This window comes from Mesorhizobium sp. M0306 (genome assembly GCF_040321655.1).
GTDB lineage: Bacteria > Pseudomonadota > Alphaproteobacteria > Rhizobiales > Rhizobiaceae > Mesorhizobium.
In genome coordinates this window covers 42888-68331 of sequence record NZ_JAMYRY010000021.1, presented here as the reverse complement: position 1 = coordinate 68331, position 25444 = coordinate 42888, and the positions used below count along the sequence as shown (strand labels likewise).

Below are 25444 nucleotides of genomic sequence, written 5' to 3'. Positions count from 1 at the left end.
GTTCTCTGGGCGCGAATGCTAGGCTGAGCGGGTTAACCGTTGGTGATAGGGCTCAGCGCTTGAATTCGAGGATGTCGAGCTTCGATTCGAAGTAGGGCGCCGGGAACTCGATGCGCCATTCGCCGGCGCTGTTGCGGAAGGCATAGCCTACCTGATCGCTTTCCGGGCCGCTGCCGTAGGGCTTTGCCGGATCGTCGTTGACGTGGAAGGAACCGAGATAGATCGCGCGTTTCTCGCCATCGTCGAAGAAGCGGCCCTTCGTGCGCTGCGAGCCGGTGATCTTTTCCAGTCTCCAGCCGGAACCGTCGTCGCTCACCTTGCATTTGAACCAGCCATAGATGACGAGCGGGCTCAATCCGCCGGCCTTGATGGTGCGGCATTGCCAATTGCCGGTCAGGTCCTTGTCGGAGAAGGAAACCAGCGGCTTTGCCAGCAAGGCGTCGAACTGCTTGACCTCGGCGGGATCGCCGGCCTTCGCCTCGTCAAGCGCTGCCTTGCGCGTCTCGCCATATTTGTCGAGCCGCGCCTTGTCGGCAGTCGTGATCAGCTTCTGCACTTCGCCATCGGCGAACGCGGGCAACGTCAAGCAGAAGACAGCTGCTGCGGCAAACATGAGGCGAACGATCATCGGTGGCGTTTCCCTTTTTGATGGCTGGAGCAGCCTGTTTTCTTGTCTGGCGCATACCTTAATGTTTCGCCGCGTTCTGTCATCCGTGCTTGAGCATCGACAGCAGAAACGAGGTGGAAAGAATGCGGATCTTGCTGACGGGATCGTCGGGTTGGCTGGGCAGCGCCTTGGCACCGCGTCTGCGAGCCCTCGGCCATGACGTCACCGGTCTCGATCTCGTTCCGTCTTCGGAAACGCCAATCGTCGGCTCAGTCGCCGATCGCGACCTGGTCATGCAGGCGGTCAAGGAGAACCGTATCGAGGCAATTATTCACAGCGGCGCGCTGCACAAGCCCGACATCGAACGTCATCGCAACGAGGATTTCGTCGAGACGAATGTGCGTGGCACGCTCAACCTGCTCGATGCGGCAGCAGCATTCGCGGTTCAGCGCTTCATCTTCACGTCGACGACATCGCTGATGATTTCCCAAACCATCCGCACCGGCTTCACCGGCGGGGCGCGTAAGGCGGCATGGCTGACGGAAGACATGTCGCCTGAACCGCGCAACATCTACGGCGTCACCAAGCTTTCAGCCGAACACCTCTGCCGGCTCTATCATTTGCAGTTCGGCCTGCCGGTGATCGTGTTGCGCACCGCCCGGTTTTTTCCCGAGGCAGACGACATGGCTCATGTGATCGAACAGTCGGATGCCAACACCAAGGCCAATGAGCTGTTGTTCCGCCGGCTGACGGTGGAGGACGCAGCCGACGCCCACATCGCTGCTCTGGAGAAAGCGCCGCAATTGGACTTCGACATCTTCATCATTTCGGCGCTAACACCGTTCCAGCCCGACGATTGCGCGGCATTGATCGCCAACGCACCGTCGGTCGTCGCGCGCTATTTTCCGGATTATCCCGCACTCTACACGAAGAAAGGCTGGACGATGTTTTCGTCGATCGATCGGGTCTATGACGCGTCGCGGGCGAAGGACCGGCTGGGTTTCGTCTGCAAGACGAGCTTTGCCGATGTGCTCGCCGGGCTTGTGGCGGAATAAGAGCGCAGGTATTCGTCAGGACTGCGCGTCACTGGGAGAGGTAGTTGGGAGTAACAATCCACTTTGAAGGACAGTTACGGGGTCACGAGCAATATGCTGCTTTGCTGCACGAAGCCAAGGCGTTCGCCACTGCGCGAGACTGGCCGGTGCGCGAGATCGATGAGCGCGAGAAGACGCTCAATCGAGTCATTGATGAACGAAACTCGGACTATATTGGCCCCGTGTTTGGAATAGAGCTTCAACCGCATCCCAATTCGGAACCGCTGCGGCTTGAGTTCGACAAGCACCTCTTCGTTCAACAATATTGTAAAACTCAGTTTGCAGGTTCAGGCGCTCATATCGAGATCATCAGGTTTCTACGCGAAATTACTCGCTTGTTCTCCAGTCTCTATGTCGTCGATGAAGGGGAGTATTGGGAGCTAAGTGATCCGTCAATTCTGCAAGGTAATTTCGACAATGTCGATGCAATGCTTGCCGAAATATTGCTTAAAGATCCAACCGCGCGGGGGCCGATCCGCCTTGAAACCGGGCGCATTATCGATGTCACATCGGATCGGTGAGTCGGTGGGCGAAAATGACCGGCAGCCTCCGGCAAACGCTTAGAGGACGCTATTTCTTTTACGAATGTGCTGAGGCCCCAGCCAATTCCTTCGTCAGGTCGCCATAGCCGGTCGAGCGCCGCTCATAGGCGAGGCCGAGCATTTTCGCCGCCTTTTCGGCGACCTTGTCGAGTTCCGGGTCGTCGGTCTGAGCGATATAGATCAGCTTCTCGTAATTGCCGAAATAGTCCTTGATCAGCTCCGGGTGCTTGTCGAGGCCGAGCGGCTTCATGAAGAAGGCATCGAATTGCCGGCACAGGAAATCGGTCATGTAGAACGACATCATGTCGTCGCCAGCGACCTTCGCGTAGGCATCCATGCCCTGGTAGAAGGCAAAGCAATGCGGCCCGGCCATGCGCTCGACACCGTGCTTCTCGCAGATCCGATCGAGCAGGCCACCCGTGCCGCAATCGGCATAGCCGACGAAGATGTGTTTGTAGCCGTCGGCCCTGGCCTTGGCGATTGCCTTGTCCATGGCCGGCGCAATGCGGTCCGGATAGAAATGGAACTCCGCCGGCAGGCAGGTCAGGTCGAGATGGTCGAGCCCGAGCTGCTCCTTGACCGCCAGAACTTCGCGCGCAATCATCCCGCAGGCGATGACGAGCAGCCTGTCGCCTTGATCGGATTGTTGTTTTCGCGCGGTAGTCATGGAACCAGTCTAATCCATCTTCGTTGCTGTCCAGCGAATTTATATGCTGAGGGAGACACCAATCATGAAATTGTTCCGCGTTGCGCCAATCGCTATTCTCGTCTGCGCCTTGGCTGTTTCGGCCTGCGCCAACACGGTGCGCGGCGTCGGTAAGGATATCAAATCCACTGCGAAGGCGGTTGACGATACCGTCAAGAAACCCTGATCTGCACGATTTCAAACATTTGGGAATAAAAAAGCCGCACTGCAAGGCGCGGCTTTTCTCGTCGGTGCCGAATTTATTGACTCAGGCCGAAGCGCGGACGTTGTGCTTGCGCTTCATGAAGTCCTTGGCGGTCTCGACTGCCACCGCGGCGTCGCGGCAATAGGCGTCGGCGCCGACGGCTTTGCCGAATTCCTCGTTGAGCGGCGCGCCCCCGACCAGCACGACATAGTCGTCGCGAATGCCCTTTTCCTTCAACGTATCGATGACGACCTTCATGTAAGGCATCGTCGTCGTCAGCAGGGCCGACATGCCGATGATGTCGGGCTGGTGTTTTTCAATGGCATCGAGATATTTTTCGACCGCATTGTTGATGCCGAGGTCGATGACATCGAAGCCGGCGCCTTCCATCATCATGCCGACCAGGTTCTTGCCGATGTCGTGGATGTCGCCCTTGACTGTGCCGATCACCATCTTGCCCTGCTTCGGCGCGCCGGTCGCGACAAGCAGCGGACGCAGGATGAACATGCCGGCCTTCATCGCGTTGGCCGATAGCAGCACTTCGGGAACGAACAGGATGCCGTCGCGGAAATCCTCGCCGACGATGCGCATGCCTTCGACCAGAGCCTCGGTTAGCACCTTGTAAGGCGCCCAGCCGCGCTCGAGAAGGATATTGGTGCCTTCCTCGATTTCTTCCTTCAACCCGTCATAAAGATCGTCGTGCATCTGCTGCACCAACTCGTCGTCGGAGAGTTCCGAAAGGATGATCTCGTCGTCGGCCATTTTTTCTCAGGCTCCTTGCCGGCTACAACTATCGCGGCAGCTTAAAAATATCGCGTCAATACCTAACCTGCGCGGGCCGGTTGTCCATAGCTGATTTGCGACTTCCCGCAAAACGAAAGCGACCGTAAATCTCTTGGAATTCTTGTCGATTTTGCGACAGGCGTTGGCGCTGGCGGGCCGTTTCGAATAGGGTGCATGGCTACGATCCGGCCAGAGACCGCAATATGCGGCCGCAAACGGATTTCAGGCCGGAACAAGAGCCCGGCCAAAGCAAATCAGGCCATAACGAAAGCCAGGGAAGAACGATTATGAGTGAGAACGCGCCGGTCGATCAGGAAGCGTCAAACGCACGGCGCGGGCGCGCTGCCAGCGGTGGCGCCGCAGCGCGCCGGGCTGCACGTTCGGGCGGCGGCCCCGGCACACAGCTCACCTATATCAAGCGCAAGATCAACGTCTATGAAGTGCTGGACGAGGAAGGCCTGGCGCTGATCGAAAAGAACACCGACACGGTGCTGGAAGAGATCGGCATCATCTTCCGCGACGACGCCGAGGCACTGCAGCTTTGGAAAGAGGCGGGCGCCGACGTCAAGGGCGAGCGGGTGCATTTCCCCAAGGGCCTCTGCCGCTCGCTGTTGAAGACCGCTCCGTCCGTCTATACCCAGCACGCCCGCAACGGCGAGCGCTCGGTGCAGATCGGCGGCAATGCGACAGTGTTCGCGCCGGTCTATGGACCGCCCTTCGTGCGCGATCTCGACGGCGTCAGGCGCTATGCCACGATCGAGGATTTCCGGAATTTCGTGAAACTCGCCTATATGGCGCCGTCGATCCACCATTCGGGCGGCACGGTTTGCGAGCCGGTCGACGTGCCGGTCAACAAGCGCCATCTCGACATGGTCTACAGCCATATCAAATATTCGGACAAGCCGTTCATGGGCTCGGTGACCGCGCCCGAGCGCGCTGAAGATACGGTGGCGATGGCCAAGATCGTTTTCGGTGACGATTTTGTCGAGAACAACACGGTGCTGACCAGCCTGATCAATGCCAACTCGCCGATGGTCTTCGACGAGACCATGCTGGGGGCGCTGAAAGTCTATTCGCGCCATAACCAGGCCTGCATCGTCACGCCCTTCATCCTTGCCGGTGCGATGAGCCCGGTGACGGTCGCCGGTACGCTGACCCAGGTTCTCGCCGAAGTGCTGGCCGGCGCGTCGTTCACACAGCTGATCCGGCCCGGTGCGCCGGTGCTGTTCGGCACCTTCGCCTCGTCGATCTCTATGCAGTCGGGCGCACCGACTTTCGGCACGCCGGAGCCGTCGCTGGTTTCCTATGGCGCGGCGCAGCTTGCCCGCAGGCTCGGCCTGCCGTTCCGCACCGGCGGCTCGCTTTGTGCTTCGAAAATCCCCGATGCGCAGGCCGCCTATGAGAGCGCCAACACGCTGAACTCGACGATCCTCGCCGGCACCAACTTCGTGCTGCATTCGGCCGGCTGGCTCGAGGGCGGTCTCGCCTCCTGCTACGAAAAGTTCATGATGGACATCGACCAGCTCGGCATGACGCAGAAGTTCTCCGAAGGCGTCGACCTGTCGGAAAATGGCCAGGCGATGGATGCCATCCGCCAGGTCGGCCCGGGCAGCCACTATCTCGGCTGCGATCACACCCAGGCGAATTTCCAGACAGCGTTCTACCGCTCCAATATCGCCGACAACAATTCCTACGAGCAGTGGCTGGCCGAAGGCGAAAAGACCGCGCCGCAGCGCGCCAACGAACTGGCCCGCCGCTGGCTGGAAAGCTACGAGGCACCGTATCTCGATCCGGGCATCGACGATGGGCTGAAGGACTATATCGCGACGAAGAAGGCGTCGATGGCCGACGCCTTCACCTGAAAGGAGCCCGAATCAGGCGGGGCTAAAGTCGCCAACATCATCCACAAGGAAGTCTGGCGGAGTGCCTTCTCCGACCCGGACAAGAAGGGATGATCCCCGAGCGCGGCATGACTGAAACAGTCGCGGTTGCGCTTTCCGCCCACGGCCTCATCCTGCGCGGCGATTTCAATTTTGCGAGCGGTGAGGAAACACCTAGCGGTCTCTCCGGCGCTGCCGCCAGATCCGCCCTGTTGGTCGGCCAGGCAGGTGCCGCACCCTGGCCGCACTTCCTGCGCTGGCTGGAAAGACAGTCACAGCCGATCGACGATCCGCTCGACGCTTGGTCTCGCGAAGTGATCGGCGCCGTGGCCGAAAGATTCGGGGCACGCGCGGTGTCGCCGTCCGACAGGCCTTATCTGCCGTTCCAGCAATGGGCGATGCGTGCGGAGGGGCTGAAGCCGTCGCCGCTCGGCATTCTCATGCATCCGCAATACGGGCTCTGGCATGCCTATCGCGGCGCGCTGCTGTTCGAAGATAGGATTGCACTTTCAGAGCCTCACGAGGCGATCCACCTTTGCGACACATGTGTCGCAAAACCTTGCCTGAGATCCTGTCCGGTCGAGGCTTATTCTGCGGATGGGTTTGCACATGAAACCTGTCTTGCCCATGTGCGCGGGCAAAACGGCGCGCCTTGCCGGACCGGCGGCTGCCTCGATCGCAACGCCTGTCCTTACGGTGCCGATTATCGCTATCCGGCCGAGGTTCAGGCCTTTCACATGGCAGCATTCGCGCGTCTGTAGCGTCGCCGAATGCCGCACGAAATCTTGAAGCAGATCGCCTCATTACAGCTTGCCGCAACGGTCGCAGCGGGTATCTATCGCACGTCAGATCAACGGAGCGGATGATGGCCACGCAAGCGATGCAGATCAAGACAAGCGACGGCATTGCCAAGGCCCGGCTGTTCCGTTCGGCGGCCCCAGCCAAGGCAGCGATCATCCTCTACATGGACGTTTTCGGTCCGCGACCGGCGCTCGATCAGATGGCGGAGCGGCTTACGGGCGAGGGCTATGCGGTGCTTGTGCCGGACCTCTTTTACCGCAATGCGCCCTACGGTCCGTTCGATCCCAAGACTGCGTTCGGCGACGAGAGGAGCAAGGCCGCCATCACAGGTCTCCTCGGCGGCACGACCCAGGAGATGACGATCCGCGACAGTGGCGCTTTCCTCGATGTGCTCGCTGCCCAGGGCCTAACCGGGCCGGTCGGCATTGTCGGCTACTGCATGGGCGGAGCGCGGGCGCTGAACGCCGCGGCCAGCTATCCCGATCGCATCGTTGCCGCGGCAAGTTTCCATGGCGGTAATCTGGCTGGTGACGCCGCCGACAGTCCGCACCGGAAGGCCGCCTCGGTCAAGGCAAGGGTCTATATCGGCACTGCCGGTGTGGACCGCAGCTTTCCGCCTGAGCAATCGGCGCGGCTGGCCGAAGCACTGCGCGCCGCCGAAGTCGACCATGTCATAGAGAACTATGCCGGTACGGCGCATGGCTGGTGCATGCCGGACCATAGTGCCTTCGATGCAGCCGGCGCCGAACGCCACTGGAAGCGGCTGACGACGCTGTTTGCGGAGACGCTCGGCCAAGGCACGCCAACCATTACGACGTGACAGCCCGCCAAAAAATTCTTTCCATCGCCCCAAGGAACCGCCATTAGCCTTCGTCCAACAGGCAAATGTTGGCGATGATGCTGGACGAAAGCGAAGCCTCCGACGCCGAACTGATCGGGCGGGCGAAGGGCGGAGACCGGGGTGCTTTCGGCAAGTTGCTCGAAAGGCACTACGGTTTCGTCTATCGCGCCGCCTATCGCTGGTGCGGGAAAAAGGCCGACGCCGAGGATATCGCCCAGGAAGTGTGCGTTCGGCTCGGCCGGGCGATCCGCGACTATCACGGCAGCGGCGCCTTCACGACATGGCTCTACACCATGACGTTGAATGCCGCGCGCGACATGATGCGCAAGACCGCCCGCGAGACTGTCAAGACCGATGCCTATGGCGCTTATGCACTGATTTCAGGAGAGGCGTCGTCCGAGGCGGAAGACCCGGCCGAGGCGCTCTGGGCAGCGGTGCGCAAGCTGCCGGACAAGCAGCGCGACGCGGTGCTGCTGGTCTATGGCGAAGGGCTCAGCCACGCAGCCGCCGCCGAGGCGATGGCGATCTCGGAGACGACGGTTTCCTGGCACATCCATGAGGCGAAGAAACGGTTGAAGACGCTGATGCGTTCAGCCGGGGAAGTGTGACCATGGTCGACGACAATCAACTGAACAGGCTGCGCGATATCGCAGCACCGGCGCCCGACGCGGATGCAAAGGCGCGTGCCCTCCAGGCCGCGCTGCGCGCCTATGACATGGAAGAAAAAACTTTACCGGCCTCCCAAGGATCGGCAGGCGGGCTTCGTCTCACAGAGCGAGCACAAAGGCTCTGGAGCGAAATCATGCAAAAGAAACTCTTCGCCACGCCGGCTATTGCCGGGCTCGTTGCCCTGCCGATCGCCGGATATGCCACCATCTATATGTTGGGGGAATCCAAATTCGGCGGGCCCGAATTCGGCGGGGACGATAAGATCACCGAAACGCTGGCTGACAAGCCGGCGACCGTCAAACCGCCGGTCGTTGCCGAAGCGGACAAGCAGAAGAAGGTGGACGCCGACAGTGAAAGCCGCGACACCGGCGAGGCGCTTGTGGCGCCGACATCGCCGCCGAAGGCGGAATCGACCGCAGTCGGCGGGCTGACGCAGCAGGATGTGCTCAGCCGCAACGCACCCGAACCGGCGCAGAGCGGCGAGTTCGCGCTGGATGGGGGTGCAAGCTCCGCGGCTCCGGCAGTCGATGGCGGTGGGCGGGTCGGACGCATGCCTGGCACGGTCGCCGAGTCCAAGCTGATGGCACAGCAGCCTGCCGCTGCGCCGGCCGACCAGATGCTGCCGCAAGAGGAAAACCGCGACCGCGTCGAGGATTTCAAGACCAATCCGGTGCATGCCGCACTCGAAGACCCGGTCTCGACGTTCTCTATCGATGTCGACACCGCTTCCTATTCCTTCGTGCGGCGCTCGCTGAAGGAAGGTTTTGTCCCGCAGGCCGATACGGTGCGCGTCGAGGAGATGGTCAACTACTTCCCCTATGACTGGAAAGGCCCGGACTCCGCCTCGACGCCGTTCAACTCGACCGTCAGCGTCATGCCGACGCCGTGGAACGAGCATACCAAGCTGATGCATGTCGCCATCAAGGGTTTCGACGTGAAGCCGGCCGAGCAGCCCAAGGCCAATCTGGTCTTCCTGATCGATGTGTCGGGCTCGATGAACGAGCAAGACAAGCTGCCGCTCCTGCAGTCGGCCTTCCGGCTGCTGGTCAACAAGCTGAGACCTGACGACACCGTCTCGATCGTCACCTATGCGGGCGATGCCGGTACCGTGCTGGAGCCCACCAAGGCTTCGGAAAAGGACAAGATCCTCGCTGCCATCGACAATCTGACATCCGGCGGCTCGACGGCAGGCGAGGCCGGCATCAAGGAAGCCTACAGGCTGGCGCAGAAATCCTTCGTCAAGGACGGCATCAATCGGGTGATGCTCGCCACCGATGGTGATTTCAATGTCGGCCAGACCGACGATGACGATCTGAAGCGGCTGATCGAAAAGGAGCGCAAGACAGGCGTGTTCCTGTCGGTGTTCGGCTTCGGCCGCGGCAATCTGAACGACCAGATGATGCAGACCATCGTACAGAACGGCAATGGCACCGCTGCCTATATTGATACGTTGGCGGAGGCCGAGAAGGTGCTGGTCGAGGATGCCTCCTCGACACTGTTCACCATCGCCAAGGACGTGAAGATCCAGGTCGAGTTCAACCCGAACAAGGTCTCGGAGTACCGGCTGATCGGCTACGAGACCCGTGCGTTAAACCGCGAGGATTTCAACAACGACCGCGTCGACGCCGGCGAGATCGGCTCAGGCCATTCGGTCACCGCGATCTACGAGATCACGCCTAAGGGCAGCGGCGGCGAACAGATTGATCAGCTGCGCTATGGCCAGGCCTCGGTGAACAATGGCGGCGTCGCCAATGCTGACGAATATGCCTTCGTCAAGATCCGCTACAAGCTGCCGAATGAGGACACTTCGAAGCTGATCACCACGCCGGTGACGTCAGCCAACGAAGTGGCGTCGTTCGACCAGGCCAGCACCGACCAGCGTTTCTCCGTTGCCGTTGCTGCCTTCGGCCAGAAGCTGCGCGACGAGGATGCGACCGCGAAGTTCGGCTACGACAAGATCATGGAGATTGCCACCGCCGCCAGAGGAGCCGACCCGTTTGGATACCGGTCCGAGTTCCTCTCGCTTGTGCGCCTTGCCTCGGCGCTCGGCGGTAACCGGTAGTGGCAATGACGGCCGGTTTCTTTCAGATGGGATCGTTCTGATAGGGGGAGCCGGCCTACGGGCGGGTGAGGCAGGCCGGCGAGGGAAACCTTGCCGGCCTTTTTTTCGTGGCTGCACCGCTTCGCGGACCGCGTCGCAGCCGAAAGCGTCAGGCACGTCCGCGGCGCCGTTCGCGGCGGGCTTCGCTGGTCTCGGCGACGTTGACCGTCGCCTGCTTATTACGCATCGGGCCGATGCGTTCGACGATCTGCTCGACGGTCGGGCGATCCGACTTGGTGTGCGCATCGAGCGCCTTGCGCATGGCGGCAAGGTGCTGGAACGAGGTGCCGCAGCAGCCACCGACGATTTTGGCGCCGCCATCGACGGCGAGGCGCACATAGTCAGCCATCAGCTCGGGTGTGCCGGAATAGTAGATCTCGGCACCGCGAAATTCGGGAATGCCGCAATTGCCCTTGACGATCACCGTTGCTTCCGGCTTCGCCTCGGTCATGTCGAGCAGCGAGGCGAGAATGTCGGAGGCGCCGACACCGCAATTGGCGCCGACACCGAGCGGTGTCTGCGACAGGCCATCGACGACGCCGTGGATGTCCTTCGGCAGCAGCCCCATCATGGTGCGGCCGGCGGTATCGAAGGAGCCGGTATAGGTATAGGGCAGGCCGACGCGGATGGCGGCTTCGGCGGCGGCGCGGATTTCGTCAGGCGCCGACATGGTTTCGATCCAGGCGACTTCGGCGCCGCCGGCCTTCAGGCCCTCGATCTGCTCGGCAAAGGCCTCGACCGCCTCGTCATAGGTCATGGCGCCGAGCGGCACCAGCAGCTCGCCGGTCGGGCCGACGGAGCCGGCCACGATCACCTTGCGGCCAGCCTTCTTTGCAACGGCGCTTGCGATCTCTGCGGCGCGCTTGTTCAGCGCATAGACCCGGTCCTGCGCATGGTGCAGCTTGAGCCGATGGCGGGTGCCGCCAAAAGAGTTGGTCAGGATAATGTCGGCGCCGGCATCGACAAAGTTCTGGTGCAGGCTGGTGATTGTGTCGGGCGCGGTCTCGTTCAAGAGCTCGGGTGCCTCGCCGGCCTCAAGACCCATGGCGAACAGATTGGTGCCGGTGGCGCCATCGGCGAGCAGGACGCCCTTTTCGGCAAGCAGAGCGTCGATCGGACTGGTCATGTGAAATACGCCTTCCCGGAAGAATAACTGAGATAAGGATATAAAGAATTCTTTATGTGCCGTCAATGTCGGCGCGGAGAGCAACCGGTCAAAATCGCATCTCCGCCAGCTTTCGTGTGAAGCTGGCCGCTTCATGCGCGTTGACGTCCGCGGCGCGTATCAAATTGTCGAAATGGCTGGTCAGGGTGCGGATCGGCTGCGTGGCGTTCAGCACCAGATACATGTCGCCGACGTAAATGGCGGCGCGATAAGGCCCAAAGATGGTGTAGGGGATCGAATAGCGCATCCGCCCGTCATAGAGAAACAGGCGGAAGGTGGGATAGAGGTCGTCGAGCAGTGTCGCCATGTGCAGGAGTTGCTGGTGGCGGTCGGCCTCCGGAAAGCGGTCCCACACGCCCAGCCCGCGCGCGAAGATCTCCAGCGTGTGGCGCGGCATACAGACTTCCATGTCGGTTTCGGGCCGTCGGTTGTAGTCGATGCGGTACTGCGTTTCGCCGGCCTGTGCTTCGCGGCTCTTGTTGGCGATGACGGCTTCGTAGTCGACAAGCGCCTCGGTGCGCAGAAGATCGGGAATGCCGGCCGGCACGTAGCGGATTTTCGTTCCCGCCGCCTCGGCATGCCAGCGAGCCAGCAGCGTGCGGTCGAAGCCGTCCGGCGCCTCCTCGATCTCAAGGCTCTCGCGGATTTCACCGGTGACGCCCTCGTCCTGGCTGAGGCCGAGCAGCCAGTCGAGCGAGACTTTGAATTCGGCGGCGATGTTGAGCAGCGTCTCGGCGCGGGGAAGGCGGGTCGAGGCGCCGGAGAGCAGCTGCGACAGCGCCGAACGGTCGATGCCAACGGCGGCGGCGAAGGCCGACTGGTTCAAATCGGACCTTGTCAAGAGCATTTTCAGGCGCTCGCGAAAGATCGTCGACAGGTCGCGCTTGTCCAAATCTCTACTCTCCCTGACGTGAGCAAAATTTTGCGCCGAAGCGGTCTACATGGCGTTTCGAGCGCAAATGAATCTACGAGCTTGTTTACAATAGATAACATCTGCAGCTGAAAATGCGCAATCGCAACAGTTTGTGCGCTTTATCGCGTTGCAGCGATGCAACGCTCCTGACACAATGCTGTCAGGAATCAAACGGGTTCCGGCGACTGGGAGGCAGTGGTCGATAGCATGACGAGCATGGGCAACAGGCGACACGGCGCAGCGGCCATCGAATGGCCGACAGTATTTCTCGCACTTCTCTGCTACGGCGGCTGGCTCGCTACCGGCTTTCTGCTCTGGCCATCCTACCCGCTGCTGGCACTCGCCTTTCTGACCCTGATTGCGGCGCTGCAATCCTCGCTGATGCACGAGGTCCTGCACGGCCACCCAACCCGGAACGCGCGGCTCAATGAAGCCCTTGTTTTCCTGCCGATTGGCCTTGTCTGGCCGTTTCGCCGGTTCAAGACCATTCACCTGCGCCACCATGCAGACGAGCGCCTGACCGATCCGCTCGACGATCCCGAAAGCTATTACAAGGCGCTCTGGCAGCACGAGGAGCTGCCGTCGGCGATGAAATTCTTGCTCAAGGTCAACAACACGATGCTCGGGCGTTTGGTGCTCGGTCCGTGGCTTTCCTGCATCGGCTTTTTCATTGACGACGCCAGGCAGGTTGCCGCGGGCGACAATTCCATCCGCAAGGCATGGCTGCTGCACGCGATCGGCCTCGCCGTAGTGTTGCCTGTCGTGCAGTTCGGCTTCGGCATGCCGTTATGGCTCTACATACTGGTGCCGGTGTGGCTTGGGCAGTCGCTGATTTCGATCCGCACCTACGCCGAGCACCAATGGTCGGAACATCCGGAAGGCCGCACGATCATCGTCGAGCGCTCGCCGCTGTCCTTCCTGTTCCTCAACAACAATTTGCATTTCGTCCATCACAAGAGCCCGACGGTGGCTTGGTACAGGCTGCCGAAGCTGTTTCGCGACCGCCGCGACGAGTGGCTGCGGATGAACAATGGCTATGCCTATCCGAACTACTTCGCGCTGCTCAAGGCCTATGCCTTCAAGGCGAAGGAGCCGATCGTCCATCCCGTGCTGCGGCGCATGCCGGAACCGGGACGTGCGTTCAAGCCGCGCGTCAGGGCACGCAGCCTCAATGGGCTTGGCAGCGCACCGGTACCCGCCGAGCCGCCGAAGGAATGATTCTTGCGTTGTTGCAGGCGGTGCCGCGCGGACGACGCTTTCCTGACCTTGTCAATTTCCCCGCATAACGGTCAAATCCCGGCATGAGCGAATTCATTGCGGCTTTGCCGATGTACGACTGGCCGGAAGCGCGGGACGATGTCGACGCGCAATGGGCGCGGCTGCGCGATGCTTTCAGACAAAAAGGCATCGATGCGCCGGAGACGATCATCCGCCGCACCGGCGATTTGCCCCCCGTGCCTGGCGGTATTCGCGATGATCAGGGAAAACCCATCGCGCCCGATCCGGCGACATTGCCGCCGGACGAGCTGGATTTTCACCAGCTCTGGCTGCATCCGGCGCTGCTCTTGGCGCAAACCTGTTGGGGACCGATGGAACTCGGCCTGTCGCAGCGTGTCCACCTCGTCGGCCAGCCGCGTTACGACGCCTTCGAGGGTGGACAGGGCGAACTCTATTCGAGCGCCATCGTCATGAGGGCGGGCGAGGCACCGCAGGCAAGGTCGCCGGCCGACGGCGGTGCCGTCATTCCGCTCGATCAGCTTCGCAGCAAGCGCTTCACCTTCAACAGCCTCGATTCCATGTCAGGCATCATCGCGCCAGCCCGCGACCTGCAAGCATTGGGCGAGAGTTTGGACATCTTTTCCGCGTTGAGCGAAAGCTGTGGGCACCGTGCTTCGATCGTTGCTGTTGCCGAGGGCAGGGCCGACGTCGCGGCGATCGACTGCGAGAGCTGGGCGCTGGCGCAGCGTTTCGAGCCTGCGGCGCAGAAGGTGACGGTCGTCGGCTGGACAAGGCGGCGCAAAGGCTTGCCGTTCATCACGGCCAAGACGACGCCGGAAACGATCGTCGCTGCGATGCGCGAGGCGATCGCGGCGCTCACGTAAAGCGCGTCGCGTTCGGTCGGCCTCATGCGACGCGCTTTAGATTCTTGTTTTATGCATGTCGTTATCGCAAAACCGCTGCACACTTTTGCGCGACATGCATTAGCTTCGCTCAGCCGCCAAGCAGCCGATTGTCGAGCGGGTAGGTCGAAAGCTTCTCGTTGCCGGTTTCAGTGATCAGGATCTGTTCTTCGATCTTGACGCCTTCGTAGCCGCCAAGCCGGCCGATATAGCTCTCGACGCACAGCACCATGCCCGGTTCGAGAACGCCGTCCGGTGTGTCGTCGGTCCAGTCGCTAGCATGCGGCAAAGTCGGGTATTCGTCGGCAAGGCCGACGCCGTGATAGAGCACCCCGTAACGGGCCGGGAAGCAGTCTCCCGGTGGCACTGACGAGCCCTCGACGAGGTCGCGGAACGATATGCCCGGCCGCATCAGCTCCGTGTTGTGGGCGATCTGGTCGGCTGCGATCCGGAACAGGCCGCGCTGCTCCTGCGACGGCGGCGCGTCACCGCAAAGCCAGGTGCGCGAAAGGTCGGCGCAGAAGCCGTAAGGACCGATCAGGTCGGTGTCGAAGGCGACGAGATCGCCGGCCTCGATCGTCCGCGACGAACACTCCTGGAACCATGGATTGGTGCGCGGACCCGACGACAAGAGCCGGGTTTCGATCCATTCGCCGCCGCGCGCGATGTTTCCGCGGTGGAGTTCGGCCCACAATTCGTTCTCGGAAATCCCCGGCCTCAGCGCCTGCTCCATCTCACCCATCGCTGCCTCGCAAGCGACGATCGCCCGGCGCATGGCAAGGATCTCGTCGGGCGATTTGATCAGCCGCGCATTTTCCATCACCGCCTCGCCATTGCCCGTCGAAATGCCGAGACGGGCGAGCTCTTCGATGCCCTCGGGATTGATATGGTCGACGGCGATACGGCGATTGCCGCCGCCACGTTCCAATACCAGCTCGGCGATGCCGGCTGCCCAGCGGCGGACTTTTTGACCGGTCAGCTCACCGCTGTAGAGGTAAGCCCACGACACCGCCGGCCGCACCTCGTCGACGACGCCGGAATGATCGGAAAGGTGCTCGCAGGAGAAATAGTCGAACAGCACCACCGGCCCATCGGTGGCGACGAAACAATGCCTGGTCGGATTGTGCGCGACCCAGAGCTGCATGTTGGTCGCATCGGTCGCGTAGCGGATGTTGACCGGATCGTAGAGCAGGGCTCCCGCATAGTCGCGGCGCTTCAGCTCGGCGCGGATGCGCTCGAGCCGGTATCGGCGCATGGCGGGCAGGTCAGGAGCGGCAATACCCGCCGCCTGCCACTCGGCTTCCGCAAGCGCCCCATAGCCCAGCAGATGCTGGTTGAGTTCAGCGGCCTTCAGGCGCGATTTTTTGCGCAGCGCATCGATCGAGCTGTCCGGCTCGAACGGCATGATCTTGCGATGATGACGGGGCCGGTCAGTCGGGTTCCTGTCCACCCTCGACTCCTTCGCCAGCGCCTTTCTTGGGCGCCATGGCTCCTTCCATTCTCTTCAGTCGGACGAATGCGCCGGGCCGGGCGGACTTGTCGGTGCCACGCAACAGCGGAACCATCATTTGCCGTGGCTGGCCGTCCGGCTCATAGCCGGCCGCTTTGAGCTGCTCCAAAATGACCGGCCGCGGATCGTCGCGGTCAAGCCAGACGAGTACGGCCGGCTCCTGCATCAGCGTTTCGAAATTAGGCACTTCCTGGTTAAGTGCGACCAGTTTTTGGTCGACCAACCGCAGATTTCCGACCCATGCACCATCAGATATTGCGGTTTTGACCGGTCCGTCCGCAGTCAATTGGCGATAGAGGGCGGGGTAATCCACGCGGATCATGCGCGACAGTCCACTGGTCCCGTTTATCTGGACGTACCAGGTGGCGGGGGCGAGCAGCACGGCGATGATCGCTCCAGCCGAGATCACCAGGAGCTGCGCATTCCTGCCGCGCGGCGCCAGCCGTTCCATAGTGGCGACGATGGCCAGCGGCAAGATGAACAGGACCGGCAGCAGCCAGCGGTCCTTGACCACCGTCACGCCGGTGGCCAGCACAAGTATCGCCAGCATGGCCAAGCCGAGCGCCAAGCTACGCCACAACAGAATTTCCCTGGCCGGACGTTTCGGGTGCCGCTCGGAGAAACGGAACTTCGCCAGCCAGAAAGCCAGGGCGGAGACGAGCACCGGCAAGACCGCGAAATTGAAGGTCCCCATGACAAACTTGCCGGCGCCGATAAAGGCCGCCGCCATGCGCTCTTGTTGCGAGTCTATTCCGAACTTCTCGCCTCTCGACAATAAATCGGCGGGATGCATGAGGCTCCAATAGGTGGTTGGCGCCAGCACTAATATCGCGACCGCTATGCTGATGGCGAACTTCGGATCAAGGATTGCGCTGCGCCATTCGCGCAGCGACAGCACGGCCGCAACAAGGGCAACCACGAGGAAGACATCATTATACTTGGCAAGAATTGCCGCCGCGGTGGCCAGGCCAAACGCCGCATAGGCGATCATGCTTCGCCGCTCGAGAAGATAGGCCATGGCGAGCAGGAGCAGCGAGCAGAAGCCGACGACGGCGACGGAATGCGACAAGGCGCGCTGCGATTCCCAGACGATCTGCGGGATCGTAAACAGGCCGAACATGGCCGCCGCCGCTGTCGCTTTGGTGTAGCCGAACCGCCGCATGGCGGCGAACACGCTGCAGGCGGCAAGGAACAGCACGGAGTATTTGACGAGCTTCAGCGTGAAGATACTGGTGCCGAAAACATGCGCGGCCAGCCAGTTGATCCAGGTGTACAGGGGTGGTTGTGAGCCGCCATATCCGGCCCAGAGATATGGAACATAGATCAGTTGCTCCGCATCATCGATGCCGACGCCGGTTCCCGCCCAAGAGCTCAACAGGGATAGTATGACGGTCTGTAAGGCAAAGTAAGCCGTGACCATGACGATCGCCGCCGGGAACGGGCCGATCCGTCCCTCGGCCAGCCACTCGGCCCATCTCAGATTGTACTTCAATGAAATCTCATCGCCCTTGCCAGCAGAGTGTTGCCGGCTGCGCTAGCATGAAGAGTATGCTCCGCACAATGCGACCGGCTGGCTGCGCCTACGTCCTCATCTTTTCGCCGCTCGGGTCGAAGGGCGGCTCGACATTGATGCGTGCCAGCCGCCGGTGTCCAAGAATTTCGACTTCGAACAGCCCGGCGCTCTCGTTCTCGGCAAGCGCTGCCGGTACATAGCCTTGCGCCATCGACTTCTCGACATAATGCGCATAGCCGCCGGAGGTGACCCAGCCGACCACGCGCCAGTCGCCGTCGACAATGCCGCGCACGGCAGACGCGCCTTCGGCGGCATTCGAGCCGCGCACTTCGTTACCACCCGCATCGAAGCGCGGCGCGCCATAGCCATGCGGCTTTTCCACGGTGCCGTAATCCTTGCCGCCGACCTTGGCCCAGATCGGCTCATCGCCCATGACGTCGGCATCCGCGGCATCGACGATGAAGGAGACACGGCGCAGTTTCGGCCCTTCTGCCTGTTCCTTGGCCGCTGCTTCCCGGCCGATGAAGTCGTTCTTCTCGAGCTTGATGAAGCGGTCCATCGAGCCTTCGAACGGTCCGTAGATCGGACGTAACTCGCGGAACCAGGTCGGGAAGTTCTTCTCAAGGCGCATCGAGAGCAAAGCCCGCATGCCGAAATCGACAAGGCCAAACTCTTCGCCAGCCTCCTTGATCGCATTGTAAACCAGGCGCTGGTAGGCAGGCGCCATCCAGATCTCATAGCCGAGGTCGCCGGTGTAGGTGATGCGGTTGACCATGCAGGGCGCGCCGCCGACCGCCATCTCGCGGAAATCCATGAAGCGGAAGGCCTTGGTCGAGATGTCGACATCGACCAGTTTCTGCAGCAGGTCGCGCGATTTCGGCCCGGCGATGGAGAGGCCGACCAGCGTCTGGTCGAAGCGGTGGATGCGCACGCTCCCGTCCTTCGGCAGATGCTTCTCGAACCAGCGCATGTGGTATTTTTGCGCTGCCGAAGAACCCCAGATCATGAAGCGATCTTCCCCACCCCTTGGGCCCGCCTTGGCGATGGTGAAGTCCCCGATCAGCCTGCCGAACTCGTTCAGCATCGGCGTCAGCACGATGCGGCCGGATTTCGGCATGCGATTGGTCATCAGCCGGTTGAGGAAGTCTTCGGCCCCTGGTCCGGAGACTTCGTATTTGGCGAAGTTGGCGATCTCGGTGACGCCTACCCTCTCGCGGGTGGCGCGCACCTCCTCGCCGATCGGGCCGAAATCATTGGAGCGGTGGAAGGACACGATGTCCTTCGGCTCCGAGCCTTTCGGCGCGAACCAGAGGGGGGTTTCGAGACCCCAGCTGTCGCCCATGACGGCGTTGTTGGCGAGCATGGTGTCGTAAAGCGGGGTCGTCTGCGCTGGTCTTGCCGCCGGTAATTCCTCATTGGGAAAGCGGATGGAGAAACGGCGCGAATAATTTTCACGCACCTTTGCGTTGGTATAGCGCAGCGTTGCCCATTCGCCGAAGCGTGCAACGTCCATGCCCCAGACATCGAAGCCGGGGTCGCCATGGACCATCCAGTTCGACAGCGCCAGGCCGACGCCGCCGCCTTGGCTGAAGCCGGCCATGACGGCGCAGGCGCACCAGAAATTGGTCAGGCCCTGCACCGGGCCGACCAGCGGGTTGCCGTCCAGCGCGAAGGTGAAGGGGCCGTTGATGATCTGCTTGATGCCGGCCTTCTCGATGCCGGGAAAATGCTTGAAGCCGATCTCCAGCGACGGCGCGATGCGGTCGATGTCTGGCTGCAGCAGTTCGTGGCCGAAATCCCACGGCGTGTTGACCGGCGACCACGGCTTGCAGGCCTTTTCATAGGTGCCGAGCAGGATGCCGTTGCGCTCCTGGCGGGTATAGATCTCGCCCTTGAAATCGAGCACGCCGATCATCTCGCGGCCGGTCGACTTGTTGAATTCCTCGACCTCCGGCATCGGCTCGGTCAGGAGATACATGTGCTCCATGGCCAGCACCGGCAGTTCGACCCCGACCATGCGGCCGATCTCGCGCGCCCACAGGCCGCCGCAGTTGACCACATGCTCGGCTTTGACTGTGCCTTGCTCAGTGACGACGTTCCACGTGCCGTCGACCTCCTGCGTCAGTTCCACGACGCGGTTGCGCAGTACGATCTCGGCGCCCAGCTTCCTGGCGGCCTTGGCATAGGCATGGGTGGTGCCGGAAGGGTCGAGATGGCCCTCGACTGGATCCCACATGGCGCCGACGAAATTCGTCTCGTCCATCAGCGGGAACATTGCCTTGGCTTCGGACGGCGTGATCAGTTCGGTGTCCATGCCGAGATAGCGGCCCTTGGCGTGGGCGAGCCGCAAGAAGTCCATGCGCTCGGGTGTGTCGGCCATCATCACGCCGCCGGTCAGGTGCAGCGAGCAGGATTGGCCGGAAATCTCCTCGATCTCCTTGTAAAGCTGCACCGTATAGGCCTGCAGCTTGGCGACGTTGGGATCGCCGTTCAGCGTATGGAAGCCGCCCGCCGCATGCCAGGACGAGCCGGAAGTGAGCTCCGAACGCTCGATCAGCATGATGTCGGTCCAGCCAGCCTTGGCCAGATGATAGAGCACCGAGCAGCCAACGACCCCGCCGCCGATAACAACCGCTTTTGCGTGAGATTTCATGAAGATAGTTCCGTTTTTGAAGAGATTGAATCGAGTGAGCGGGGCGCGAAAACAAAGCGGAGATCGGAAACGGCGATGTTTTCGGCCAGCCTGCCATCAAGACGGAGTGGGGGTCGACTACTCATCAGATGATCAAAAATCGGTCGGCGCGCCGCCTTCGGCCCGGCGCTTGTCGACGAAAGCGTTGAGCTCCTCGCGGATCGCCGGATCCATGTAAGGCTCTTCATAGGACGCCAGCCGTTCCTTCCAGACGCGATTGGCCTTTTCGAGTGCCGTCGGCGACCCGGCCTCCGCCCAACTCTCGAAATTGCGCCAGTCGGAAATGATTGGCGCGTAAAAGGCGGTCTTGTAGCGGTCCTGCGTGTGCTGGGTGCCGAAGAAATGGCCGCCGGGGCCGACCGACTGGATGGCGTCGAAACCGAGCGCTTCGTCGGAAAGATCGAGCGGCGTCAGGAACTCGGCGACCATCTGCAACAGGTCTATATCGAGGATGGTCTTTTCATAGGAGCAGCGCAGGCCGCCTTCGAGCCAGCCGGCGGCATGCATCATCAGATTGCCGCCGCCCTGGATGGCGCCCCACAGCGAGAACACGCTTTCATAGGCGGCCTGCGCGTCGACCGTGTTGGCGGCGCAGGTGTTGGAGGTGCGGTAGGGGATGTTGTAGCGGCGGGCGAGCTGTCCGCCGACCAGCTGCGCCTTCATATATTCCGGCGTGCCGAAGGCCGGCGCGCCGGACTTCATGTCGACATTCGAGGTGAAGCCGCCGTAGCCGACAGGCGCGCCCTTGCGCACCATCTGCGCGAAGGCGATGCCGGACAGCGCCTCGGCATTCTGTTGCACCAGCGCGCCGGCAATCGTCACCGGCGCCATGGCGCCGGACAGGGTGAACGGCGTCACGATGACCACCTGGCCCTTGCTCGACATCTGGATAATGCCTTCCATCATCGGCACGTCGAGCTTGAGAGGCGAATTGGTGTTGATGATGGTGAACACCGACGGCTCTGCGAGCAGCTGCTCATGACTGATGCCGCGTGCGATCCTGGTGATCTCTATGCCGTCGACATTGCGTTCCTTGCCGAGCGAATAGATGTGGAACATCTTGTCGGTCAGCGTGGCGAGGTCACGGATGCATTCGAGGTGGCGGACGGACGGATGGATGTCGATCGGCTCGACCGGATAACCGCCCGTGCAGTTCAATATGTTGTGCATCTGCGCAAGCTTGAGGAAGTTGCGGTAGTCCTGCTGGTTGCCCGGCCGGCGGCCGCGGTCGACGTCGGAGCAATTGGGCGCCGATGCCATCATCGAGATGATCAGATTATCGCCGCCGAAGCGCACGTTGTGCGCCGGGTTGCGGGCGTGGATGGTGAATTCCGGCGGGCAGTGCGCAACCAGTTCCAGGATCATGTCACTGTCGAAGCGCACCCGCTCGCTGCCTTCGCGGACATCGGCGCCATGCGCCTTCATGATGCGCCGGGCTTCGTCATGCAGCACGTCGACGCCGATTTCCCTCAGCACGCGCAGAGAGGCGAGGTGGATGGATTCCAGCTCGTCGTCGGAAACCAGCCGGGTCGGCGCCAGCGGGTTCTTCAACTGCCGAAACGGCGGCTGCTCGAACGCCGCCGATCCGCCGGCACGCTTCCCCGCGCGGCCGCCGCGACGGGCGCGATCGTTTGCCAATGCCGGTTCGGCGGGCTGAAGGGCGGCGGTCATGATAGTCCTCGTACGCTGCGGCAATGCGGCGGCATAATGGACTGCCGGCTGGCCGGCCATTGCGGAGGCGGCGACCACTAGGACGAGGGAAGCGACATGCCCTGGGGGCAGCCGGCGGGATCGTCAGCCTCTTGATCGCGTTCCGGCTGGCGCAAGCGGTTTTCGTTGCCGGTGCTTACTGTGACGGAACCGAAACGCTAATGCTGCAGCCCGATATTTGGTGTGGATCATGGCGCGGGCGGAACAAAGCAGCGGCGAGACAGTGCAATGGGCGGCGATCACCGGCGTGATCGCCACCGTCTCGGTGTTCGCCATCGCGCAAGGGCTGAGCTATCCGCTGTTGAGCTTCATCCTGCAGCGCCAGGGCGTCTCGCCGGCCATGATCGGACTGTCGGCGGCAATGACGCCGATCGGCTTCATCGTCTCTTCGCCGCTCGTTCCGGCGTTGGCGCGCCGTTTCGGGGCAGGGCGCACCGCGCTTATTTGCGCGGCACTTTCCGCGCTGGTGCTGGCGCTGATCGGCTGGACGCAAAATGTCTATCTGTGGTTTCCGCTGCGCTTTTTGATCGGCGCCGTCACCAACCCGCTCTACGTGCTGAGCGAAGTCTGGGTGATCGCACTGGCGCCGCCGGAACGCCGCGGCCGCGTCATGGGCATCTATTCGACGATCATTTCGGCGGGCTTTGCGGCGGGGCCGCTTTGCCTGCTTGCGGTCGGCACCGTGGGATGGCCGCCGTTTCTGGTCGGCATCGGCGCTTTCCTGTTTTGCGGCGCCTGCCTAGCCTCTGTGCTGGCACGGCTGCCGAAGGTCGACGAGAGCGGGCACCGGGTTTCGGTCCTGGGATTCGTGCCGCAGGCTTGGCTGTTGTTATCGGCGGTCGTCGTGGCCGCCGGTTTTGAACAGGCGGTGCTCGCCTTACTGCCGGTCTATGGAACACATTACGGCATCGCCGAAGCGCGCATGTCGGCGCTGCTGTCAGTGATGATCGCCGGCAATATCGCTATGCAGGTGCCGCTCGGCTTGTTGGCGGAACGGCTGACGGCGCGGCTGGTGCGGTTCATCTGTGTTTCGGTGACGGTGCTCGGATGCGTGCTGTTGCCGGTTCTCATCGAGACGCCGCTGATCTGGCCATGCGTCTTCATCTGGGGCGCGGTTTCCTACGGGATTTACACAATGTCGATCATCGAGCTCGGCGAGCGGTTCACCGGCTCGGCACTGGTCGCCGGCAACGCCGCCTTCTCGCTGATGTGGGGCGTCGGCGGGATCGCCGTGCCGCCGCTGGCGGGCAGCGCCATGGATGTCCTTGGGGCAGGCGGTCTGCCGATGACGCTCGGTGCCATTTGCCTGGCGCTGGCGGTTGTAACCGCTATTCGAAGGCGGATGGTGTGAATGCCAGAAGGTTGCCGTTCCTGACGCGATGACTTGAATATAAGCGGCCCCATGTCGATCTGGGCGGTACCGACGTCCGACTCAACCGGAGACCTCATGACCAAATCGAATACCAAGGGCCAGCCGGATTCGGCGGCCGAAGATCCGTTTCTCTGGTTGGAGGACAGACGAGGCAAGCAGGCGCTCGACTGGGTGCATCGCCAAAATGCGATCACGGTCGGGGAGCTGCAGCGTGATCCGTCCTATCAGACCTCGTTCGAGACCGCGCTCGACCTGATGACTGCCGAGGATAACATCGCCGTCGGTGCCGCTATCAACGGCTATGTCTATAATTTCTGGCAGGACCGGACGAACGTACTCGGCCTCTGGCGGCGCACCACGGTCGCATCCTACAAGACCGACAAGCCGGAATGGCAGACGATCATCGACTTCGACAGCCTGGCGGCGGAAGAGGGGGTGAAATGGGTGTTCAGCGGCGCGAGCCGGCTCTATCCCGACTTCAGCCGCTGCCTGCTCAGCCTGTCGCCGGATGGCGGCGATGCCAGCGAGATGCGCGAATTCGATATCGAAAGCAGGTCCTTCGTCGATGGCGGTTTTCGGGCTCCTGCCTCGAAATCGAGCTTTAGCTGGCTGGACGAGGACACAGTTATCGTTGCCGCCGCCTTCGAGGAGGACGACAAGACCCAGTCCGGTTATCCGCGCGTGGTCAAGCTTTGGCGGCGCGGCACGCCACTGGAAGCGGCGATGCCGATCTTCCAGGCGCTGAAGCAGGATCTTGCCGCCGGCGGGTCCGTCGAATTCGACGGCGATAAGCGTCATGTCTTCCTCGCCCGGACCCTCGACTTCTTCGCCTCGCACAGTTTCCTGCGGCTGCCTTCCGGCGAAAACAGGCGCATCCCGTTGCCGGACGACGTCACCGATACAGCGCTGTTCAAGGGCCAGCTTGTCTTCGGCGTGCGTTCCCCATGGACGGCGCCGGACGGCACGCTGTGCAAGCCCGACGGGCTCTATTCACTCGATTTCGAGCGCTGGATCGAAACCGGGCTATTCGGATCCATCGATACCGTGCTCGAGCCGGCGCACCGTGTCTCGATTGCCGGCATTGCCCGCACGCAGGACCGGCTGTTCATCAATTTGATGGACAATGTGCGCGGCAAGGTCATCGCCGGCGAACGCAGCGACAGCGGCTGGGAGTTCAAGCCCGTGGCGTTGCCCGAAAACGGCAATGTCGGTATCAGCCATGCCGAGCATTTCGGCTCCAGCGTCTCCTTTTCCTTCACCGATTTCCTGACGCCGAGCTCGATCATCTGGTCGGACGACAATGCCGCGACGCTGGCACCGGTGAAATCGCAGCCGGCGCGCTTCGACGCGTCGTCCCTGGTCTCCGAACAGTTCGAGGCACGCTCGAAGGACGGCACGATGATCCCGTACTTCGTCGTCAGGCGGCGCGACTTGGATGGACCCGTGCCGACATTGCTTTACGGCTATGGCGGCTTCGAAGTGCCGCTGCTGCCCGGCTATGCCGGCGTGCGCGGCAGGCTGTGGCTGGAGAAGGGCAATGCCTTTGTGCAGGCCAATATCCGCGGTGGTGGCGAGTTCGGCCCGAACTGGCACCAGGCCGCGCTCAAGGCCAATCGCCAGAATGCCTTCGACGATTTCGCCGCGGTCGCGCAAGATCTGGTCAAACGCGGCATCGCCACACCGGCCACGCTGGGCATCCAGGGCGGATCGAATGGTGGCTTGCTGACCGGCGTCTCGCTGACGCAGCGCCCGGAATTATTCGGCGCGGTGATCATCGACGTGCCGCTGCTCGATATGCTGCGTTACACCGAGCTGCCGCCCGGCGCGTCGTGGATGGCCGAGTATGGCGATCCGGCGAAACCGGAAGAGGCAGCCTGGCTCGCCGCCTATTCGCCCTACCAGCATGTAGACACGGATGCAGCCTATCCGCCGGTGTTGCTGACGACCTCGACCGCCGACGATCGCGTCCATCCCGGGCATGCCCGCAAGATGGCGGCACGGCTGCAGGCGGCCGGCCACGGCAAGACGCTGTTCTTCGAGGAGACCGAGGGCGGCCATGGTGGACGCGGCGATCGGCGGCCGCAGGCCGCACAGGCGGCGATGAAGTACGTCTTCCTGCAACGGGCCCTGACTGGCACCAATTGACCGGCGTCGCTTGACCGGCACGGCTTGAACTGAGGGCTGGAGGCAGCCTAAGGTACATGCATGGCTCGGCTGGCGAAATCGGGTTGCGCATTTGGG

21 protein-coding genes are annotated in these 25444 nt (G+C 62.0%); 12 read left to right on the top strand and 9 right to left on the bottom strand.

Features of this window, described 5'->3' with window-relative positions; genetic code table 11:
• Window positions 1–52: 52 nt before the first annotated feature.
• Window positions 53–628 (bottom strand): DUF4893 domain-containing protein, encoded by a 576-nt coding sequence (locus NKI95_RS24040; RefSeq protein ID WP_352719697.1) that lies wholly within the window; start codon window positions 626–628, stop codon window positions 53–55.
• 122 nt (window positions 629–750) lie between these two features.
• Here NKI95_RS24040 and NKI95_RS24035 point away from each other — a divergent pair, with 122 nt between their 5' ends.
• Entirely contained in the window at window positions 751–1662 is a 912-nt protein-coding gene (locus NKI95_RS24035; protein WP_352719695.1) for an NAD-dependent epimerase/dehydratase family protein, read from the top strand.
• A 44-nt stretch (window positions 1663–1706) separates the two neighbouring features.
• Complete coding sequence (locus tag NKI95_RS24030) at window positions 1707–2222, top strand: hypothetical protein (RefSeq protein ID WP_352719693.1); 516 nt, start codon at window positions 1707–1709, stop codon at window positions 2220–2222.
• 58 nt (window positions 2223–2280) lie between these two features.
• On the opposite strand, the gene NKI95_RS24025 is transcribed toward NKI95_RS24030, so the two are convergent.
• Window positions 2281–2910, bottom strand: coding sequence for a DUF1638 domain-containing protein (locus NKI95_RS24025; RefSeq protein WP_352719691.1), 630 nt, complete (start codon window positions 2908–2910; stop codon window positions 2281–2283).
• Window positions 2911–2974: 64 nt separating this feature from the next.
• Between NKI95_RS24025 and NKI95_RS24020 the strand changes: the two genes are divergently transcribed.
• Window positions 2975–3115 carry an EncA/B family entericidin gene (locus tag NKI95_RS24020; protein WP_352719689.1) on the top strand — a complete coding sequence of 47 codons (141 nt, stop codon included), beginning with the start codon at window positions 2975–2977 and terminating at the stop codon, window positions 3113–3115.
• Between the two features lie 81 nt (window positions 3116–3196).
• Here the strand turns inward: NKI95_RS24020 and NKI95_RS24015 are convergent, their stop codons facing one another.
• Window positions 3197–3895, bottom strand: coding sequence for a cobalamin B12-binding domain-containing protein (locus NKI95_RS24015; RefSeq protein WP_352719687.1), 699 nt, complete (start codon window positions 3893–3895; stop codon window positions 3197–3199).
• A 308-nt stretch (window positions 3896–4203) separates the two neighbouring features.
• Here NKI95_RS24015 and NKI95_RS24010 point away from each other — a divergent pair, with 308 nt between their 5' ends.
• From NKI95_RS24010 to NKI95_RS23990, 5 genes are all read left to right on the top strand, one after another.
• The gene (locus NKI95_RS24010; protein WP_352719686.1) at window positions 4204–5778 is read left to right on the top strand and encodes a trimethylamine methyltransferase family protein; all 1575 of its coding nucleotides are present in this window, start codon (window positions 4204–4206) and stop codon (window positions 5776–5778) included.
• Between the two features lie 107 nt (window positions 5779–5885).
• Window positions 5886–6557, top strand: a complete 672-nt coding sequence (locus NKI95_RS24005) for a hypothetical protein (RefSeq protein WP_352719684.1) — start codon at window positions 5886–5888, stop codon at window positions 6555–6557.
• Window positions 6558–6661: 104 nt separating this feature from the next.
• On the top strand, window positions 6662–7417 hold the full coding sequence (locus tag NKI95_RS24000; RefSeq protein WP_352719682.1) for a dienelactone hydrolase family protein: 756 nt from the start codon (window positions 6662–6664) through the stop codon (window positions 7415–7417).
• A gap of 65 nt (window positions 7418–7482) precedes the next feature.
• A complete protein-coding gene (locus NKI95_RS23995; RefSeq protein WP_352719680.1) occupies window positions 7483–8046 on the top strand; it encodes an RNA polymerase sigma factor in 564 nt (187 codons plus the stop codon).
• A 2-nt stretch (window positions 8047–8048) separates the two neighbouring features.
• Window positions 8049–10169 (top strand): vWA domain-containing protein, encoded by a 2121-nt coding sequence (locus NKI95_RS23990; protein ID WP_352719678.1) that lies wholly within the window; start codon window positions 8049–8051, stop codon window positions 10167–10169.
• 148 nt (window positions 10170–10317) lie between these two features.
• Here the strand turns inward: NKI95_RS23990 and bmt are convergent, their stop codons facing one another.
• Together bmt and NKI95_RS23980 are read right to left on the bottom strand one after the other, a co-directional pair.
• Entirely contained in the window at window positions 10318–11334 is a 1017-nt protein-coding gene (bmt, locus tag NKI95_RS23985) for a betaine--homocysteine S-methyltransferase (RefSeq protein ID WP_352719677.1), read from the bottom strand.
• Between the two features lie 88 nt (window positions 11335–11422).
• Complete coding sequence (locus NKI95_RS23980; RefSeq protein ID WP_352528189.1) at window positions 11423–12265, bottom strand: helix-turn-helix domain-containing protein; 843 nt, start codon at window positions 12263–12265, stop codon at window positions 11423–11425.
• Between the two features lie 228 nt (window positions 12266–12493).
• Here NKI95_RS23980 and NKI95_RS23975 point away from each other — a divergent pair, with 228 nt between their 5' ends.
• Window positions 12494–13504, top strand: coding sequence for a fatty acid desaturase (locus tag NKI95_RS23975; RefSeq protein ID WP_352719675.1), 1011 nt, complete (start codon window positions 12494–12496; stop codon window positions 13502–13504).
• An 83-nt stretch (window positions 13505–13587) separates the two neighbouring features.
• Window positions 13588–14388, top strand: a complete 801-nt coding sequence (locus NKI95_RS23970; RefSeq protein WP_352719673.1) for a phosphate/phosphite/phosphonate ABC transporter substrate-binding protein — start codon at window positions 13588–13590, stop codon at window positions 14386–14388.
• A 109-nt stretch (window positions 14389–14497) separates the two neighbouring features.
• Here the strand turns inward: NKI95_RS23970 and NKI95_RS23965 are convergent, their stop codons facing one another.
• The 4 genes from NKI95_RS23965 to NKI95_RS23950 all read right to left on the bottom strand — a co-directional run bounded on the left by NKI95_RS23965 (window position 14498) and on the right by NKI95_RS23950 (window position 21792).
• Window positions 14498–15811: a M24 family metallopeptidase gene (locus NKI95_RS23965; protein WP_352719751.1), complete on the bottom strand. Its 1314-nt coding sequence runs from the start codon at window positions 15809–15811 to the stop codon at window positions 14498–14500.
• A 25-nt stretch (window positions 15812–15836) separates the two neighbouring features.
• A complete protein-coding gene (locus tag NKI95_RS23960; protein WP_352719671.1) occupies window positions 15837–17408 on the bottom strand; it encodes an ArnT family glycosyltransferase in 1572 nt (523 codons plus the stop codon).
• 88 nt (window positions 17409–17496) lie between these two features.
• Window positions 17497–20082: a GcvT family protein gene (locus tag NKI95_RS23955; protein WP_352719670.1), complete on the bottom strand. Its 2586-nt coding sequence runs from the start codon at window positions 20080–20082 to the stop codon at window positions 17497–17499.
• Window positions 20083–20214: 132 nt separating this feature from the next.
• Entirely contained in the window at window positions 20215–21792 is a 1578-nt protein-coding gene (locus tag NKI95_RS23950; protein WP_352719668.1) for a trimethylamine methyltransferase family protein, read from the bottom strand.
• A 229-nt stretch (window positions 21793–22021) separates the two neighbouring features.
• On the opposite strand from NKI95_RS23950, the gene NKI95_RS23945 reads away from it, so the two are divergent.
• Entirely contained in the window at window positions 22022–23182 is a 1161-nt protein-coding gene (locus NKI95_RS23945) for an MFS transporter (protein WP_352719667.1), read from the top strand.
• Window positions 23183–23278: 96 nt separating this feature from the next.
• A complete protein-coding gene (locus NKI95_RS23940) occupies window positions 23279–25348 on the top strand; it encodes a prolyl oligopeptidase family serine peptidase (protein ID WP_352719665.1) in 2070 nt (689 codons plus the stop codon).
• Window positions 25349–25444 lie beyond the last annotated feature (96 nt).